At 69.1% G+C, this 17144-nt stretch carries 17 protein-coding genes; 3 read left to right on the top strand and 14 right to left on the bottom strand.

The window, feature by feature from the left end:
* Positions 1-3: 3 nt before the first annotated feature.
* From NTM_RS04775 to ligD, 6 genes are all read right to left on the bottom strand, one after another.
* A complete protein-coding gene (locus NTM_RS04775) occupies positions 4-1416 on the bottom strand; it encodes an NCS2 family permease (protein WP_104861602.1) in 1413 nt (470 codons plus the stop codon).
* Between the two features lie 9 nt (positions 1417-1425).
* Complete coding sequence (locus NTM_RS04770; RefSeq protein ID WP_104861603.1) at positions 1426-1683, bottom strand: hypothetical protein; 258 nt, start codon at positions 1681-1683, stop codon at positions 1426-1428.
* An 11-nt stretch (positions 1684-1694) separates the two neighbouring features.
* Positions 1695-2912, bottom strand: coding sequence for an acyl-CoA dehydrogenase family protein (locus tag NTM_RS04765; protein ID WP_232079617.1), 1218 nt, complete (start codon positions 2910-2912; stop codon positions 1695-1697).
* Complete coding sequence (locus tag NTM_RS04760; protein ID WP_163765606.1) at positions 2905-4101, bottom strand: acyl-CoA dehydrogenase family protein; 1197 nt, start codon at positions 4099-4101, stop codon at positions 2905-2907. Before NTM_RS04760 ends, NTM_RS04765 begins: the two co-directional genes overlap by 8 nt.
* 141 nt (positions 4102-4242) lie before the next feature.
* Complete coding sequence (locus tag NTM_RS04755; RefSeq protein ID WP_163765605.1) at positions 4243-4650, bottom strand: STAS domain-containing protein; 408 nt, start codon at positions 4648-4650, stop codon at positions 4243-4245.
* A gap of 160 nt (positions 4651-4810) precedes the next feature.
* Complete coding sequence (gene ligD / locus NTM_RS04750; RefSeq protein WP_163765604.1) at positions 4811-6049, bottom strand: non-homologous end-joining DNA ligase; 1239 nt, start codon at positions 6047-6049, stop codon at positions 4811-4813.
* A gap of 55 nt (positions 6050-6104) precedes the next feature.
* On the opposite strand from ligD, the gene fadD2 reads away from it, so the two are divergent.
* A complete protein-coding gene (gene fadD2, locus NTM_RS04745) occupies positions 6105-7814 on the top strand; it encodes a long-chain-fatty-acid--CoA ligase FadD2 (protein WP_104861607.1) in 1710 nt (569 codons plus the stop codon).
* A 49-nt stretch (positions 7815-7863) separates the two neighbouring features.
* Entirely contained in the window at positions 7864-8643 is a 780-nt protein-coding gene (locus NTM_RS04740) for an SDR family NAD(P)-dependent oxidoreductase (RefSeq protein ID WP_104861608.1), read from the top strand.
* On the opposite strand, the gene NTM_RS04735 is transcribed toward NTM_RS04740, so the two are convergent.
* The 7 genes from NTM_RS04735 to NTM_RS04705 form a co-directional block, all read right to left on the bottom strand.
* Entirely contained in the window at positions 8640-8987 is a 348-nt protein-coding gene (locus NTM_RS04735) for a hypothetical protein (RefSeq protein WP_435405027.1), read from the bottom strand. The two genes, NTM_RS04740 and NTM_RS04735, sit on opposite strands and share 4 nt — an antisense overlap.
* On the bottom strand, positions 8987-9874 hold the full coding sequence (locus NTM_RS04730; protein WP_163765603.1) for a ferredoxin family protein: 888 nt from the start codon (positions 9872-9874) through the stop codon (positions 8987-8989). Before NTM_RS04730 ends, NTM_RS04735 begins: the two co-directional genes overlap by 1 nt.
* Positions 9871-11097 (bottom strand): cupin domain-containing protein, encoded by a 1227-nt coding sequence (locus NTM_RS04725; RefSeq protein WP_163765602.1) that lies wholly within the window; start codon positions 11095-11097, stop codon positions 9871-9873. The genes NTM_RS04730 and NTM_RS04725 overlap by 4 nt, the downstream gene beginning before the upstream one ends.
* A gap of 9 nt (positions 11098-11106) precedes the next feature.
* Positions 11107-11289, bottom strand: a complete 183-nt coding sequence (locus tag NTM_RS04720) for a hypothetical protein (protein WP_104861611.1) — start codon at positions 11287-11289, stop codon at positions 11107-11109.
* 111 nt (positions 11290-11400) lie between these two features.
* Positions 11401-13599: an acyl-CoA dehydrogenase family protein gene (locus NTM_RS04715; RefSeq protein ID WP_163765601.1), complete on the bottom strand. Its 2199-nt coding sequence runs from the start codon at positions 13597-13599 to the stop codon at positions 11401-11403.
* A 59-nt stretch (positions 13600-13658) separates the two neighbouring features.
* On the bottom strand, positions 13659-14606 hold the full coding sequence (locus tag NTM_RS04710) for a 2-hydroxyacid dehydrogenase (protein ID WP_104862144.1): 948 nt from the start codon (positions 14604-14606) through the stop codon (positions 13659-13661).
* The gene (locus NTM_RS04705; RefSeq protein WP_163765600.1) at positions 14603-15739 is read right to left on the bottom strand and encodes an alpha/beta hydrolase; all 1137 of its coding nucleotides are present in this window, start codon (positions 15737-15739) and stop codon (positions 14603-14605) included. Before NTM_RS04705 ends, NTM_RS04710 begins: the two co-directional genes overlap by 4 nt.
* Positions 15740-15840: 101 nt before the next feature.
* On the opposite strand from NTM_RS04705, the gene NTM_RS04700 reads away from it, so the two are divergent.
* Positions 15841-16416, top strand: a complete 576-nt coding sequence (locus NTM_RS04700) for a VOC family protein (RefSeq protein ID WP_163765599.1) — start codon at positions 15841-15843, stop codon at positions 16414-16416.
* Here the strand turns inward: NTM_RS04700 and NTM_RS04695 are convergent.
* Entirely contained in the window at positions 16413-17042 is a 630-nt protein-coding gene (locus NTM_RS04695) for a TetR/AcrR family transcriptional regulator (protein WP_104861615.1), read from the bottom strand. The genes NTM_RS04700 and NTM_RS04695 overlap by 4 nt on opposite strands.
* Between the last annotated feature and the right edge of the window lie 102 nt (positions 17043-17144).

Below are 17144 nucleotides of genomic sequence, written 5' to 3'. Positions count from 1 at the left end.
CGGTCACACGCCGAACAGGGACTCCAGCGGGGTGCGGGCGAAGTAGATCGCGAAGCCCGCCGCCACCACCCACAGCAGCGGGCTGATCTCCTTGGCCTTCCCGGCCGCGGTGCGCATCAGCACCCAGGCGATGAAGCCGACGCCGATGCCGTTGGCGATCGAATAGCTGAACGGCATCACCGCGACCGTCAGCACCACCGGCAGCGCGATGGAGAACTCGGTCAGGTCGATGTGGCGCAACTGCGAGACCATCATCGCGCCGACGATCACCAGCGCCGCGGCGGCCACCTCGGTCGGCACGATCGACGCGAGCGGGCTGATGAACATCGCGGCCAGGAACAGCACGCCGGCCACGACGTTGGCCAGACCGGTGCGGGCGCCCTCCTCGATGCCCGCGCCGGACTCGATGAACACGGTGTTCGACGACGACGACGTCGCACCGCCGACCACGGCGCCGGCGCCCTCGACGATCAGCGCCGATTTCAACCGGGGGAACGTGCCCTTCTCGTCGGACAGGCCCGCCTCCCGGGACAGACCGGTCATGGTGCCCATCGCGTCGAAGAAGTTCGCGAACACCAGCGTGAAGATCAGCATCACCGCGGCGAGCACACCGATACGGCTGAAGCTGTTCAGGCTGAACTCACCGACCAGGGACAGGTCGGGCAGCGCGAACGGCGAACCCGACAGCGTCGGCACCGACAGGCTCCATCCGCCGGGATTGTCGACGGCCGATCCGAGGTGCCAGATCGCCTCGATGACCACCGCGACGACAGTGCCGGCCACCAGGCCGATGAGGATTCCGCCGCGAACCCTGCGCACGACCAGGAATCCGGTCAGGACCAGGGTCAGCACGAACACCAGGGTGGGCACGGTGCTGATCGATCCGAGCCCGCCCGCACCGAGACCGACCGGCGGAGACGGCCGGCCGGTGGAGCCGATGAACCCCGCGTCCACCAGCCCGATGAACAGGATGAACAGCCCGATACCGGCGGTGATCGCGAGCTTGAGCTGCATCGGCACCGCGTCGAACACCAGCCGGCGCAGACCCGTGACGGCCAGCAGCACGATGATCAGGCCGTTGATGACCACCAGGCCCATCGCCTCGGCCCAGGTGAGGTCGCCGACGACGGTGGTGGCCAGGAAGGAGTTGATGCCCAGCCCCGCGGCCAGCGCGAACGGCAACCGCGCGATCAGGCCGAACAGGATCGTCATCACGCCCGCGGCCAGCGACGTCGTCGCCGACACCTGCGCGAAGTCGAGTTGGGCGCCCGTGACGTCGGGCGAACTCGACAGGATGATCGGGTTCAGCACGATGATGTAGGCCATCGCGATGAACGTGACGACACCACCGCGGATCTCGGTGCCCAGCGTCGACTGGCGGGCCGTGATTTCGAAGAAGCGGTCCACTGAGTTCACAAGGTGTTCCTAGAAGCGCGGGGCGGGCGGCGGAGGGGGCGGCGCGATCGGCATGCACAGCCCGGTCTGGGTGTCCAGGTACTTGCCCTCCACACAGAACGGCGCGCAGCCGTAGATCACCCCGGTCTGGCCCGGTGGGCACTGTGCGGTCGACACGGAAGGGGACGCCGCCAGCGCGGCAGCCACCGGCGCGGCGACGGCCGCGGTGAGCGCCGCGGCACCGAGGTAGCGCGAGAACCGTTGTCGCGCAGTGATCTTGGACAGCATGGGATTCCCTCTCAGCTGGGCGTACCGGTCGCGACGGGCGGGGGGTTCTTCTCGGGCGCGGCATCGAGCACGAATTCGGCCACCCGGGACCGGTGCTGCTCGGCGCTGCCCAGCAGTGCCGCGTCGGTGTAGGCCCGCTTGTAGTACAGGTGGGCCTGGTGCTCCCAGGTGAATCCGATACCACCGTGGACCTGGATCGTGTCCGTCGCAACCCGGACGAACGCATCCGAGCAGATCGCCTGCGCGATGCTGACCGCCAGCGCCGGGTCATCGGAGCCGTTCGCGAGCGCCCAGATCGCGTGGTACGCCGTCGAACGAGCGTGCTCGAGGGCGACGAGGTCGTCGGCCAGGCGATGCTTGACGGCCTGGAAGGAGCCGATCGGTCTGCCGAACTGCAGCCGCTTCTTCGCGTAGTCCACGGTCAGGTCGAGCAGATGCGCTGCGGCGCCGACTTGTTCGACCGCCAGCAGCGCGGCACCCACCTGAAGGGCGTGGGTGATGACGCGCTCGGCTTCGTCGGGGCCCGCGATCAGCTCCGCCGCGGCATCGGTCAGCACGACCGTGGCCTGGGGGCGGGTCAGATCGAGCGTGGTCAGTGGAATACGTTGCAGCCCAGAGGCTTCGGTGTCGACCGCGAACAGGCCGACGCCGTCGGGCGTGTTCGCGGCGACCAGCAGGACGTCGGCGGCACCGGCGTCGACCACCCGCTCGACCGTGCCGGACAGTGCCCAGCCCTGATCTGCCCGGGTCGCCTGGACCGCGACGGTCGCCGGGTCGAACGCTCCCGCGTCGTCGTGGACGACGAACGCCGCGGTGCGGGTGCCCTCGATCAGCGGTTCCAGCAGCTCCGCGCCCCCGGAGGCCGCGACCAGCGCCGGGATCGCGAGATAGACCGTGCCGAACAGCGGACCGCACGCCAGCGCGGCGCCGAGCTGCTCGACCGCGACGGCCTGATCGACCAGATTGCCACCGGCGCCGCCGGCGGACTCGGGAACTGCCATCCCGAACACGCCCAGCTCGGCGCCGAGCCGGCGCCAGACCTTCGCGTCGAACGGCGGATCGGACTCCATCGCCTCGCGCACCGCGGTCTCGTCGGCGTGGTCGGCGCAGAACGCGCGCACCGCCGCGCGCAGCTGGTTCTGCTCGTCGGTGAACACCCACTCAGCGCCCGCAAGCTCCGCAAGCTCCTCAGCTGTGCCTTTGGGCTGATCCGCAAGCTCCTCAGCCACGCGGGATCTCCTTCCACGCAATCCCCGCATCCGCCCTCAGATCACCCGGCAGACCCAGGACACGTTCGCCGAGGATGTTGCGCATCACCTCCGACGTTCCTCCTTCGATCGTGTTGGCGCGGCTGCGCAGGAAACGCTGCTGCACCGGACCGCGCCAGTCGGCGGCATCCCCGTCGCGGTCGCCCTTGCCGTACCCGTCGTACAGAAGCCCCTCGGGGCCGAGCAGGTCCATACAGAACTCGTAGATGTGCTGATTGAGTTCGGCGCCGACGAGCTTGCCGATCGAGCCCTCCGGTCCCGGGCCGCCGACCGTCGCCGCCGCGCGGGACCGTTCGGAGGTGAGGCGCTGGGCCTCCGAGCGCAGCCACAGTGCGCTGAGCCGGTCGCGCAACACGGGGGTGTGCAGATCCGGGCGCGACGCCCACAGCGCGACCGCATCCGAGATGGTGCCGGCGCCGCGTCTGCTGCCGCTGCCGCCGAGCGCGCTGCGCTCGTTCATCAGGGTCGTCATCGCGACCCGCCAACCGTCGCCGACCGCGCCGAGCCGGAACGCGTCCGGGATCCGGGCGTCGGTGATGTAGACCTCGTTGAACTCCGCGTGCCCGGTCATCTGCCGCAGCGGACGCGTCTCGACGCCCTCGCCGTGCATGTCGATGACGAAGTAGGTCAGCCCCTTGTGCTTGGGCATGTTCGGATCGGTTCGCGCGAGCAGCAGACCCCATTTGGCGCGCTGGGCCAGGCTGGTCCAGACCTTCTGGCCGTTGACGATCCACGTGTCGCCGTCGGGCACCGCCGAGGTCGCCAGCCCGGCGAGGTCCGAACCCGCGCCGGGTTCGGAGAACAGCTGACACCAGATGTCCTCGGTGGTGGCCAGCGGTCGCAGCAGCCGCTTTCGGACGTCGTCGGTCTGGGCGTGCTCGCGCACCGTGGGGGCGGCCATCCCGTACCCCATCGGGTTCAGGCCCAGCGGCACCGGGCCGCCGGCGCCTTGCAGGATCCGGTCGGCGACGGCCTGCAGCCCACGGGAGACGCCGAGGCCGCCGAAACCCTCGGGGAAATGCACCCAGGACAGGCCGGCGTCGAAACAGGCGCCGAGGAACTCGGGAATCGGAACCGACTTCGGATCGTGCTCGGCGACCACCCGTCGCGCGGCATCGGCGACCCGGTCGGCAGCGGCGTCAGTGCCCATACGAGCACATTAGCCAGTGCCCGTCAGGCAGGTGCGTGCAACCGGCCTAGTGGGCCGTCAGCGCCAAATGGTGATGGTGCGCCCTGTGACGGCGCTGGAGGAGGAATCGGAGCCACCTGACATCGAGTAACACAGTGATCCTTACGCAGTCTTGGTGAGCAGGGGGAGGAGACGGCGGCGCGCGACCATCGCATCGGCGAAATGGTTGAGCGCCTCGGGGACCGAGCCGGCCGCCGGGAACTCGATCCCGGCGTCGCGGAGTGTCTGCTCGACCGCGCGGCTGGCGATCAGCGACCACTCCTCACCGGCGGCGGTGCAGAGGTCGTCGACGACGAACAGCAGTGAAATTGCTTCCTCGCTAAAGGAATCGACGTCACCGAGGTCGAGGACGAAGGGCTTCTCGGGAATGATGAACCGGTCGAGGTAGCGGCCGGCGCGTTCGACGTTGGTGCTGTCGAGACGACCCGCGACCTTCACGACGGTGGCCAACTGCCGACAGTGCGCCCGAATGTCAGCGCCGTCGCAGTGAAACGTCGGATTGCCGTACATCGCAGCCCCCTTCGATCCAGTGCTCTCAGGTCTCGCCGGTTGGGCGACACATAGATCAAGGTAGTGAGCCAATTTAAGGCCGCTGGGTGTAAGGACTAATACTTCGGTAAGAACCTGGAGCGGCACCGGTCAGCAAACTCGCCGGTAACTTAGCGCCGGCTCAATCCGGGCGTTGCACCTGGGCGCCGGTGTAGCCGGCCCACGGGTTGTAGTCGGCCAGCAGATCCTCCTGCGGCGGCCGCTGATCCTCGGCGACGTGCTGCAGGTTGATCCGGATCCGGTACCAGATCGAACTCGGGCCCCGCATCCCGTCGACGAGAACATCTGCGGGCTGCAGATTCTCGGATGCGGCCGGGTACTTCTCACGCCACTGCGCCAGCGCGGCCAGCGCCTCGTCCTTCGTCTTGGTCCGCGCGATCTCGATCAGCGGCATCACCGACGCCCGCCGTCCGTCGACGGACCTGTTGGCGCCCTTCGGGGCCTTCTCGGGCGGGCCGAGCCGCTCTGCGAGCTCCAGCAGCGCCTCCAGGCCGCCGGGGGAGTCGTCCATCCCCTCCCACGGGTCGCCCAGCTCGGCGAACCGGGCAGGCACGGTGTGCAGCGTGAAATCCTCGGGTCGGCAGCCGGCGACCTCGTCCCAGAACAGCGGGGTCGACACCCGCGCGTCCGGCGTGGCGCGCACCGAATACGCCGACGCGACCGTGCGATCCTTGGCGTTCTGGTTGAAGTCGACGAACACGCCGTGGCGTTCCTCTTTCCACCAGCGCGCCGTCGCCGACTCCGGGGCCCGCCGCTCCACCTCGCGCGCGACCGCCTCGGCCGCCAGCCGCACCTGCTTGAACGGCCAGTGCCGGTGGATTCGGGCATAGATGTGGAAGCCGCGCGACCCCGACGTCTTGGGCCAGGCGACCAGCCCGTGGTCTTCGAGGACCTCACGCGCGACGAACGCGACGTCGAGGATCTGGCGCCACCCGACCCCCGGCATCGGGTCCAGGTCGACACGCAACTCGTCGGGATGGTCCAGGTCGTCGGCCCGCACCGGGTGCGGGTTGAGGTCCACGCAGCCCAGGTTCACCGCCCACACCAGCCCCGCCGCATCGTGCAGGACCGCTTCCTTGGCGGAGGTGCCGCGCGCGTATTTGAGCTCGGCGACGTCGACGAAGTCGGGGCGTTTTTCCGGAGCGCGCTTCTGGAACACCGCCTCTTCCCCGATGCCCTTGACGAACCGTTTGAGGATCATCGGGCGGTCCCGGACCCCGCGCAACGCGCCGTCGGCGACCGCGGCGTAGTACTCGATCAGATCGAGCTTGGTGACCCCGAGATCGCCGAACACCACCTTGTCCGGATGGGTGATCGGCACCGCCTGACCGCCGATCTCGAAGGACTCGCGGGCGGCCATTTCCTCATCGTAGGTTCCAATCCGCGGTGCGACCGGCGTCACATAAGGTTGACGCATGTCGAAGCTCAGCGATCTTCCGTTGCAGGCGCTCGCCACAGTTCAGCAGACGTTGGGGAAGACGGTCGGCAAATATGTCGACCGCGGCACCGCCGAACTGCACTACGCCCGCAAGATGTTCGAGGCCGGTGCGCTCAAGCTCGAACCACCGCAGGACATCGCCGCGTTCGTCGCAGACATGGTGCGCTGGGGTGAGTTCGGGATGATTCCCGCGCTGAACGCGCGCCGCTACCCGAATCGCGCGGCGGTGATCGACGACTTCGGTGAGATGACGTTCGCCGAGATGGAGAACGCCGCCAACGCGGTCGCCAACGGGTTGATCGCCAAGGGCGTCAAGGGCGGGGACGGGGTCGCGATCCTGGCGCGCAACCACCGCTGGTTCCTGGTCTCGGTGTACGCCGCGGGCAAGACGGGTGCCCGCATCATCCTGCTCAACAGCGAGTTCTCCGGGCCGCAGATCAAAGAGGTCTCAGAGCGCGAAGGCGCGAAGCTGATCATCTACGACGACGAGTACACCAAGGCCGTCTCGGCCGCCGAACCCGAACTCGGCAAGCTGCGCTCCCTCGGCGTCAACCCGGATAAGGAGGAGTCGTCGGGCAGCACCGACGAGACCCTCGAGGAACTCGTCGCGCGCACCGATTCGACGCCGCCGCCGAAGGTGACCAAGCATTCGTCGGTCATCATCCTGACCAGCGGCACCACCGGAACGCCGAAGGGCGCCAATCGCAGTGCCCCGCCGTCGCTGGCGCCGATCGGCGGCGTGCTGTCCTCGGTGCCGTTCAAGTCCGGTGAGGTCACGTCGCTGCCCGCGCCGATGTTCCACGCGCTGGGGTTCCTGCACGCGACGATCGCGATGATGCTGGGCACCACGCTGGTGCTGCGCAGACGGTTCAAGCCGGCGACGGTGCTCGCCGACATCGAGAAGCACCAGGCCACCGCGATCGTCGTGGTGCCCGTGATGCTGTCGCGCATCCTCGACGAACTCGACAAAACCTCGCCGAAGCCGAACCTGTCGTCGCTGCGCATCGTGTTCGTCTCGGGCAGCCAGCTCGGCGCCGAACTGGCCACCAGGGCGCTGAAGGAACTCGGCCCGGTCGTCTACAACCTGTACGGCTCCACCGAGGTGTCGTTCGCGACAATCGCCGGGCCGCAACATCTTTCGATCAACCCGGCCACGGTCGGCCCGGTCGTCAAGGGGATGAAGGTCAAGATCCTCGACGACAACGGCAACGAGGTGCCGCGCGGCGAGGTGGGCCGGATCTTCGTCGGCACCTTCTTCCCGTTCGAGGGCTACACCGGTGGTGGCGGGAAACAGATCATCGACGGGCTGCTGTCCTCCGGTGATGTCGGCTATTTCGACGAGCACGATCTGCTCTACGTCAGCGGTCGCGACGACGAGATGATCGTCTCCGGCGGCGAGAACGTGTTCCCCGCCGAGATCGAGGACCTCGTCAGCGGCCATCCGGAAGTGGTGGAGGCCACCGCGATCGGCGTCGAGGACAAGGAGTGGGGGCACCGGCTGCGCTGCTTCGTGGTCAAAGCCGAGGGCGCCACGATCGACGAGGACGGCATCAAGACCTACGTGCGGGAAAACCTCGCTCGCTACAAGGTTCCGCGTGAGGTGGTCTTCATCGACGAGCTTCCGCGCAACCCGACCGGGAAGATCCTCAAGCGCGAGTTGCGCGAGATGGAGATCCCCGAGTCCTGAAGCCCGCCCGGGCGGAATAGTCGGCGCCCGCAGGTCGTAGTACCCCAGCGTGAACATCGATCTGAACGGAAAGACCGCGCTGGTCACCGGCTCCACGCAGGGCATCGGGCTGGCCATCGCGACCGGCCTCGCGTCGGCGGGGGCGCGCGTCGTCGTGAACGGCCGCAGCCAGGACCGGGTCGACGAGGCCGTCGCGACGATCGAGGGCGACGCGTTCGGTGTCGCCGCCGACGTCGCGACCGACGACGGGGCGCAGGCGCTCTTCGACGCCGTTCCCGCCGTGGACATCCTCGTCAACAACCTCGGGATCTTCGGCGCCGCCCCCGCCTTCGAGATCAGCGACGAGCAGTGGCGGCGGTTCTTCGACGTCAACGTGCTGGCCGCGGCGCGGCTGATCCGCCTCTACCTGCCCGGGATGACGCAGCGGCACTGGGGCCGGGTGCTGCAGATCGCCAGCGACTCGGCGGTGGTGATCCCGGAGGAGATGATCCACTACGGCGTCTCCAAGACCGCGCTGCTGGCCCTATCACGCGGGTTCGCCAAGAGCGCCGCCGGCACCGGCGTGACCGTGAACTCCGTGATCGCGGGCCCCACGCACACCGCGGGCGTCGAGGAGTTCGTCTACCAGCTGGTCGACCCGGCACTGCCGTGGGACGAGGCGCAGCGCGAGTTCATCCGCAGGCATCGTCCGCAGTCGCTGATCCAGCGGCTGATCGAACCCGAGGAGGTCGCGAACATGGTCGTGTATCTGGCGTCGCCGCTGGCGTCGGCGACGACCGGCGGTGCGCTGCGGGTGGACGGCGGCTACGTCGACGCGATCCTGCCCTAACCCGCGAACGCCGCCGAACCGGGCAGCGCGAGTGCCACCAGCATCAGTAGCAGCAGGAACCAGCCCGCACCCTGCCAGGCGGTCCACCCCCGCTGGGCCTTCCACTCGCGGTAGGCGCGGATCAGTGCGCCGACGCCGCCGAGGAACAGGAACGCCGGCACCAGGGCGGCGCTGAACACCGAGTCACGCGGCCCGAACGCGTAGACGGCGAAAGCGAGCCCGGCCACCGCCACGACGACCAGCGCGTAGGTCACCGCGGCGCGGTACTCGCCGGGTTGATTGAAGCGTTTCTCTACGAAGTTGCGGTCGTTGGTCACCTCGGCGGGGTTCCCAGCTTTCGCCATTACATGCCGCGTATCGAACGCAACCTGAAGGTGCGCACCGGTCCCGCAGTGGTGGCCCGGCACTGGGAGAACAGCGGTTCGGACATCCCCACCTCGAGGATCACCTCGACGGTGCCCGACCCGGTCGCCAGCACCACCGCGATCTCGTCGGTGCCGCCGGTCAGCGACACCGGCGGCAGGGCTTCGATGCGGTTGTCGCCGTTGGCAACTCGTGCGAAGTGCTGCGCGGCCTGCACGGCGTGCGGCAGCGATGTGCGGCCGCGCAGGAAGCGGTCGTCGAGCTTTCCGTCGCAGTAGAGCCGGACCAGCTCGGCGGCGTCGGCGCTGTCGACACGGCCGTAGCAGAGTCCTTCCGGGAGGATCAGCATCGTGGCGGCGAACCGGTCGCCGCCCAGATGTGAGCATTCCCACGTCGATTCGGGATATGCGGCGGCGATCGCGGCCACGGCCCCACGGCCGCGCACCGCGCAACACTGGTCGTGCCGTCCGTGCGCGCACACGGCGACGAGCGGACCGTCGATCGCCGTGCCGTCGCGGCCGCCGAGGTCGATGTCGAGGTAGTCCCGGGCATCGTCGACCTCCCCGTGAAACAGTGCGTGCGCGCCGACATCGGATTTCGCGACGAACCACCGCCAGCGCGGTGACGAGGAGCGGCGACCGTGGCGGCGGATCGCCGCGATGCGCATGCCCGCGGATTCGGCGCGGCGCACGACGGCGCGGCCCAGCTCCGGGTCGATGCTGCCGGGGGACTGCAGGAAGGCCGACGGTCCCCAGCCACCCTCCAGTTCGAGGAGCAGCCAGGCCGAACCCGCCGACGCCGTGCCGTACATCGGTTCATCGCGCGCCAGCGACTGGTCGCTGCACGGCGCGCGTTTGGCTGCGGTCACGTGGCAGGCACCACAGGCACCACGGGAACGACGATGCCCTCGCGCAGCAACCGCCGGATCAGCACCGCACCGTCGGCGCTGTCGAGACCGGCGACGTCGTCGGCGCCGAGGACTCGGCCGGTGAGAACGTCGTCGAGCGCCGCCGCGCACGGCGCGGGGAACGTGACGGTCTTGCCGGACACCGCGACCGACACCCGTCCGTCGGCGTCGTGGCGCACCGTCGTATCCAGTCCGCGGCGCAGCCGGACGCGGACGGTCGCCGCCTGCTCGGTCGCCCGCAGTGTCGCCAGCGGACGGATCTCCTCGGGACGGGTCCGGTCCGCGTGCCGCTTCTTGAGCCGCTCGGCGGCCGATGCGCTGAGTGTGGCCGCATCGTCGCGTAGGTGGGTGACCAGCGCTGCGATCACCTTGGCCGCGAGCGCCGCGGTGTGGTCGTCGGAGGCCGGGTCGATGCCCAGCGGCAGCGGCACGCGGAACTCGTCGGTGCGGGCGAGTTCGTCGAGCACCGCGCGCGCGACGTCGATCCCGGTGGTCGCGGACACCCCGATGGTCAGGTGGATGGAGGTGGTGTCCATCGCCTGCGCCGCATGAATCCAGCCGCGGGGCAGATACAGCGCATCGCCCTTGGTCAGCACGGTGTCGATGACAGGTTCGGTGGTGACCCGCTGCGCGATCTGCTCCCGGAACAGCGTCCACGGTTGGTCCGGCAGCGGGTGCAGGTGCACCGGTTCGTGCACGACCCAGCGCTTGGTGCCCGAAACCTGGAGCACGAACACGTCGTGGACGTCGTAGTGGAAGTCGAACCCGCGGTTGTCCGGTGGGGTGATGTAGGCGTTGGCCTGCACCGGGTGCCCGATGTCGGCGACCGCCCGGTGGGTGAAGTCGATCAGCGGCGGCCACAGCCGGTGCAGACCCTGCAGCACGACCGTCGCACCGGCGGCGAGCTGTGTGAGCACCTTGGCCGAGTCGACCTGGTCGGTGATCTCGGCGCCGAATCCCGCCGGTCCGAGATAGGAATCCTTGGCCAGGACCTGGCCCTCCTTGGCCAGCCGGATGAACGGCGCGCGTACCCCGCGCTCGGCGATGAGCTCGTCGACCATGGCCGGGGAGAGCAGATCGCCGAAATCGCGGGGTAGCGCGTCGGCAGAGCTCAGCAGCGGCTTGCGACCCCAGTACTCAGCAGCGAAGACCTCAGGATCGATTCCGATGCATCGGCTCAGCACGGCGGAACCTCAGGCGGTGCCGTCAGCGCCGCCGTCGTGGCCTTCGGGGTTGCTGCCGCCGTCGGCGGTGCCCTCACCGGACGCGGTGCCGTCGGCGCCGCCGTCGTGGCCTTCGGGGTTGCTGCCGCCGTCGGCGGTGCCCTCGCCGCCGTCGCCGGGGGTCGTGGTGATGTCGTCGTCGTCGAGTGCCATGGGAGCCTCTTTCTGCCGTGAACCCCGGGTGGGATTCTCTTGTGCGCAACCTGCGCGCGTCGAGGGATTGCCCACCCGGGATGACCCGAAACGCCAGGGTCGGCTTATCTGCTACGGATCCCGGGGCAGTCCGAGCAGTCGCTCGGCGATGATGTTGAGCTGCACCTCGGAGGTACCGCCGTAGATCGTGGTCGAGCGGCTGGCCAGCAGGTACTGCGCCCACCGGCCGGGCGGCTGATCGGTGTCCGCGACGACGGCGTCGGTGCCGAACGACGACACCGCGAACTCGGCGTAGCCCTGCCCGGTCTTCATCGACAGCAGCTTCGAGATCGCCGCGGCCGGCATCGGGTCACCACCGGCCAGCGTCAGCAGCGTCGACCGCATGTTGAGCACCTTGGCGGCGTGCCCCTCGGCGATCAGCGTGCCGGCGTGGTGCTGGGCGACCTGGTCGAAGTGTCCGTCGCGCAGGAACTCGACGAACCTGTCCAGACTCGGCAGGAACGCCGGCTCGCTGCTGCCGAGCGACACCCGCTCGTTGGTCAGCGTGTTGCGGCTGACCTCCCAGCCGCGGTCGATGTCGCCGAGCACCAGATCGTCGGGGACGAACACGTCGTCGATGAACACGGTGTTGAACATCGCGTGCCCGGTGAGCTCCCGCAGCGGCTTGACCTCCACACCGGGACTGGTCATGTCGAGCAGGAAGTACGTGATGCCTTGGTGTTTCGGGGCGCTCGGGTTCGTCCGTGCCAGCAGCGCGCCCCACTGCGAGTACTGCGCACCCGTGGTCCAGATCTTCTGGCCGGTGATCCGCCAGCCGCCGTCGACCTTGGTGGCCTTGGTGGTCAGGCTCGCCAGGTCGGATCCGGCGCCGGGCTCGGAGAACAGCTGGCACCAGATCATCTCGCCGCGGAAGGTCGGCGGCAGGAAGCGCTGCTGCTGATCGTCGGTGCCGAACGCGACGATCGACGGGATGATCCACGCGGCGATGCCCATCTGGGGTCGCTTGACCCGCCCTTCGGAGAACTCCTGCGCGATGATGATCTGCTCGACCGGGCTCGCGGCGCGGCCCCACGGCGTGGGCAGATGCGGCGCGACCCAGCCGCCCTCGGCGATCGCGGCGGCCCGCTGTTCCCGTGGAATCTCTTTCAGCGCGGCCACTTCGGCGCGGATCTCGGACCGCAGTTTCTCGGTGTCGGGGTCGAGGTCGATGCTCAGCGCGCGCATACCGGTCGAGGTGGCGAGGTCAACGACGCGCTGCGGGTACTCCGCCGCGCGGCCGAACGACGCGACCAGTACCAGGGCGCGGCGGTAGTAGACGTTGGTGTCGTGCTCCCAGGTGAACCCGATACCGCCGTGCACCTGGATGCAGTCCTGGGTGGTGTGCTGTGCGGCCGCGGGCGCCAGGGTGGCGGCCACGGCGGCGGCGAACTCGAAGCCGGCGGCTGAGTCCCGGGCGTCGTCGCTCGTGACCTCGTCGAGTGCCCTGGCGGCATCCCACACGGCGGCGGTCGCACGCTCGGTCTCGGCGATCATATTGGCGCACTTGTGTTTCACAGCCTGGAACTGGCCGATGGGCCGGCCGAACTGCTCACGGATCTTGGCGTAGGCCGCGGCGGTGTCGGTGGCCCAGCGGGCGACGCCGACAGCTTCGGCGGACAGCAGCGTCGACATCAGCGCGCGGGCGTGCGCACGGCTCAGGTTGCTCAGCACCCGGTCCTCGCCGACCTCGACGGCGTTGGCACGGACGTGGGCGACGGGACGCAGCGGGTCGACACTGCCGACGGGCTCGACCTCGAGCTGATCGGCGTCGAGGAGCACCCACTCCTCGCCGGAGTCGATCGACACCGGCAGCACCAGCAGGGATGCCTGCGCCGCGGCGGGCACGGCGCGCACCTCGCCGCGGATCACCAGCCGGTCGCCCTGCCGGGTGGCGGTCAGGCCGGAGTCGATCGCGTAGGCGGCGATGACCTCCCCGGACGCCAGGCCGCTCAGCACCTCGGTGGCCGGGTCATGGGCGGCGATGAGTGCGCTCGCGATCACCGACGGAACGAACGGACCCGGCACCGCGCCGTACCCGAATTCTGCGACCACGACCGCCAATTCGAGGATGCCGAAACCCTGACCGCCGACCGGCTCGGCGAGGTGCACGCCGTGCAGGCCCTGCTCGGCGGCGGACTTCCAGTACGGCGGCGGATTCGGGATCGGCGTCTCCAGCGCGTCGTGGAGCACCTCCGACGGGGACACCCGGGCGACGAACGCGCGCACCGAATCGGCGAGGTCGTTGTGCTCTTCTGAGATCGCGATGGGCATAGCTGCTGCACCTCTTCACGTCGTCGTGACTGGCCCCAACCGGTTGGTCGGGACCGACGTTACCCGTGGATGCCGTTCACCACGTGGGCGAGGTCTCGTCCGTCACGAAGCCGTTCGCAATTGTCGACGGCGAATTCCAGGTAGCGGCGCATCGTGTCGGCGGTGTACCAGGTGACATGCGGTGTCAGCACCACGTTGGGCAGCCCCAGCAGCGGGTTGTCGGCCGGGACGGGTTCGGTGGCGAACACGTCGAGACCGGCGGCGGCCAGCCGTCCGTCGCGCAGTGCGTCGACCAGCGCCGCTTCGTCGACGATCGGTCCCCGGGACGTATTGACAAGCACCGCATCGGGTTTCATGGCGGCGAGGGCATCCCGGCCGAGCAGTCCCGCGGTCGCGTCGGTCAGTGGCAGGTGCAGCGACACGATGTCGCTGCTCGCGAGCAGGTCGGGCAGCGGGCGCCAGGTCGGCAGCCCGTCGTCGCGTGTGCTGGTGTGCAGCACGTCGGCGCCCATCGCGAGCAGGATGCGCTCCACCTGTTTGGCGATGTTGCCGTAGCCGACCAGCCCGACGGTGCAGCCGCCGATGTCGCGGACCGTCTCGCCGAGTGTCGGGTCCGACGGCCAGCCCCGGCCCTCGCGGGTGGCGCGGTCGAGGGCGGGCAGCCGGCGCAGGGCGGCGAGCATCAGCAGCAGGGTGCCCTCGGCGACCGACGGCGCGTTCGCACCGGGCATGTTGGCCACCGCGATGCCGCGCGCTGTCGCAGCGTCGACGTCGATGGTGTTGACGCCCGCGCCGAGCTTGTGCACCAACCGCAGCCGCGCGGCCCTGGCCAGGTCGTCACCCGAGATCGGGCGCAGCACATGCCAAATGACATCGACCTCCGGCAGTGCGCGGTAGAACGTCTCGTCGTCGTCCTCGGCGCAGTAGGTGATGTCGAGCCAATCCGTGTGCGGGGAAAGGAAATCGGTGACTTTCGCGCCCGGGACGAAGTGCGCGAGAACTCTCACCAGCGGCGTGCGATCCACTTGGCGATGGTATCGGCCTTGTCGGAGCGCGCGCCCGGCGTGGTGAAGTAGTGGTCGGTGTCCTTCGAGCACAGAGTCTTGTCCTGGCCGGCCAACGCGTCGAAGATGCGCTGGGCGTCCGACGGGTAGACGCCGGTGTCCTGTTCGGCGTTGATGACCAGCGCGGGACAGTCGATCAGGGCCAGATGGGGTTCGGCCCGGGTCTGGGCGTGGCGCAGGCTCCACATGCCGAGCCAGTTGCGCAGCGTGCAGGCCGCGGCGATGCCGTGGGTGGACCGGTTGGCCTTGGCGGGCACGCCTGCGTAGCACATGTTGGGCTGGCGCTTCGTCGGCTCAAGCGCCGGATCCACCATCCGGGGGTCGGCCCAGGTGCGCATCACGGTGAACGGGCGGTCGGAGAAGCCCGCGGCGCGCACCCTGGCGAGTTCGGCCTCGGCCCAGTCGGTGATCGCGTCGTTGCGGGCGACCTGGGCGGCCCGGTAGCAGGCGACGAATTCGGCGTCGAAGCTCGGACCGTTGCGCTCGTTGAACAGGTCGAGATCGGGATCTGTTGCCACCGCATCGTTTTCGTCGACAACCGACGCATCCATCCACGCGGTCAGTACGTCGGGCCTGCCGGGGTGCGCGGCGGTGGCGACGTAGCCGTCGGCAGGCGGGAGATCGTCGAGTCCGGCGGCGGGACGCATCCCGTCCATCGGGCTGACGTGTTTGGCGACGGCGTTGGCCTGGTATGCCGCCATCAACGAGCCGCCCCCCGAATTGCCCAGCAGGATCACGGTTTCGATGCCCTGGACCTCGCGCAGCCAGCGCACGCCGACACCGATGTCGACCAGCGCGTGGTCGAGCAGGAAGCTGCTCTCGAATCCGCGGAAGCGGGTGTTCCAGCCGAGGAACCCGATCCCGCGGGTGGCCATGTAGTCGGCAAGATAATGTTCGGAGAAGTCGATCTGATAGTGCGTCGCGATGATCGCGACCTTGGGTTTGCGGCCCATCCCGCGGTGATAGAGGCCCTGGCACGGATGCCCGCCCGAGCCCGCGCGCCGCGCGGTGGTGGAATCGAGCCCGACGAATTCCCGCGTGACACCAGGAGCCTGGACAGCGGTGGTGCGGCTCATGAATGTCCGGCCTCCGGCGGGCGTTCGGCGTTGGAGAAGCTGAGCCTGATGTTAGATTCACAACGGCGTCGGTGGGTGGAGTTTCTGCGGAAGGCGCGTCGATGATCAAGCCGAACAATCCCAACACCGAATTCGAGTTGGGCGGCATCAACCATGTCGCGCTGGTGTGCTCGGACATGGAGCGCACGGTCGACTTCTACAGCAATGTGCTGGGCATGCCGCTGATCAAGTCCCTGGATCTGCCCGGCGGTATGGGGCAGCACTTCTTCTTCGATGCCGGCAACGGCGACTGTGTGGCGTTCTTCTGGTTCGCCGATGCGCCCGACCGTGTGCCCGGCATCTCGTCGCCGGAGGCCATCCCGGGCATCGGCGACATCGTGTCGGCGGTCAGCACGATGAACCATCTGGCGTTCCACGTGCCCGCCGACAAGTTCGACGAGTACCGGCAGCGCCTCAAGGCCAAAGGGGTGCGCGTCGGGCCCGTCCTCAACCACGACGAGAGCCCGGCGCAGGTCTCGGCGACCGTGCACCCCGGCGTGTATGTGCGGTCCTTCTACTTCCTCGACCCGGACGGGATCACGCTGGAGTTCGCCTGCTGGACCAAGGAGTTCGGCGAGGCCGACACCACGACGGTGCCCAAGACCGCCGCGCAGCGCCGGGTGCCGGTCTCGGGTTAATCCCGGTACAGCGCCGGGTCGGCGAGCTGGTCGATCATCGCGCCGAGGTGCGCGGCGAGTTGTTCCGGGGTGAACGTCAGGTCGCCGGCCAGCCACGCGCTCAGCGTCTGGGCCACCCCGCCGACGACGAAATGTGCGGCGGCCTTGATGCGGTCGTTCTGTTCCAGTTGCAGCGCCGAACCCGCGTGCTGGCCCGACAGCAGCGCGAACAGCGCCCCGGATTCGGCGCGTTTGCGCACCACCACGGGGTTGTCGAGTCGCACGCTGAACAGCAGCCGGCCCACCCGGACGTCCTCGTCGATGGTGCGCACGATGTTGGCCATGCCCTGGCGGCTCTGCTCGCGGGCCGGAGCGGCCGCGACCGCGGCCTGGGTGGTCGCGGCGATGTCGGAGATCACCCAGTCGAAGACCGCGCCGACGAAGACGTCCTTGTCGGAAAAGCTCTCGTAGAAGTACCTGGCGGCCAGGCCGGACCGCGCGCAGATCGCGCGGACCGTCAGGTCGGCCGGGGTGTGCTCGCCGCCGAGCAGGTCGAGTCCGGCTTCGAGCAGACGACGGCGCCGCTCGGCGATCCGCTGCCGAGCGTCCACCCCGCGATACGGACGGACCTGGCCCATGGATCCCATATTGACACCCTGCCGCGGGGCGGAGCAATATCAGGAAACGCACGTTCGCAGTTTTGGCATGTTCGCGCGGAACGCGCGGCGCGGCACTGTCGCCGAGGAGGA

The sequence above is a fragment of the Mycolicibacterium parafortuitum genome, assembly GCF_010725485.1.
Lineage (GTDB): Bacteria > Actinomycetota > Actinomycetes > Mycobacteriales > Mycobacteriaceae > Mycobacterium.
Note: the sequence above shows the minus strand (reverse complement) of the source record. Positions and strands in the feature narration are given on the sequence as shown.

What these genes read in the sequence shown, in the direction of transcription:
- NTM_RS04770 (WP_104861603.1), bottom strand. Translation starts at nt 1,683, where the DNA reads ATGCTGTCCAAGATCACTGCGCGACAACGGTTCTCGCGCTACCTCGGT.
- NTM_RS04760 (WP_163765606.1), bottom strand. Translation starts at nt 4,101, where the DNA reads ATGGGCACTGACGCCGCTGCCGACCGGGTCGCCGATGCCGCGCGACGG.
- NTM_RS04755 (WP_163765605.1), bottom strand. Translation starts at nt 4,650, where the DNA reads ATGTACGGCAATCCGACGTTTCACTGCGACGGCGCTGACATTCGGGCG.
- ligD (WP_163765604.1), bottom strand. Translation starts at nt 6,049, where the DNA reads ATGGCCGCCCGCGAGTCCTTCGAGATCGGCGGTCAGGCGGTGCCGATC.
- fadD2 (WP_104861607.1), top strand. Translation starts at nt 6,105, where the DNA reads ATGTCGAAGCTCAGCGATCTTCCGTTGCAGGCGCTCGCCACAGTTCAG.
- NTM_RS04735 (WP_435405027.1), bottom strand. Translation starts at nt 8,987, where the DNA reads ATGGCGAAAGCTGGGAACCCCGCCGAGGTGACCAACGACCGCAACTTC.
- NTM_RS04720 (WP_104861611.1), bottom strand. Translation starts at nt 11,289, where the DNA reads ATGGCACTCGACGACGACGACATCACCACGACCCCCGGCGACGGCGGC.
- NTM_RS04715 (WP_163765601.1), bottom strand. Translation starts at nt 13,599, where the DNA reads ATGCCCATCGCGATCTCAGAAGAGCACAACGACCTCGCCGATTCGGTG.
- NTM_RS04705 (WP_163765600.1), bottom strand. Translation starts at nt 15,739, where the DNA reads ATGAGCCGCACCACCGCTGTCCAGGCTCCTGGTGTCACGCGGGAATTC.
- NTM_RS04700 (WP_163765599.1), top strand. Translation starts at nt 15,841, where the DNA reads ATGATCAAGCCGAACAATCCCAACACCGAATTCGAGTTGGGCGGCATC.
- NTM_RS04695 (WP_104861615.1), bottom strand. Translation starts at nt 17,042, where the DNA reads ATGGGATCCATGGGCCAGGTCCGTCCGTATCGCGGGGTGGACGCTCGG.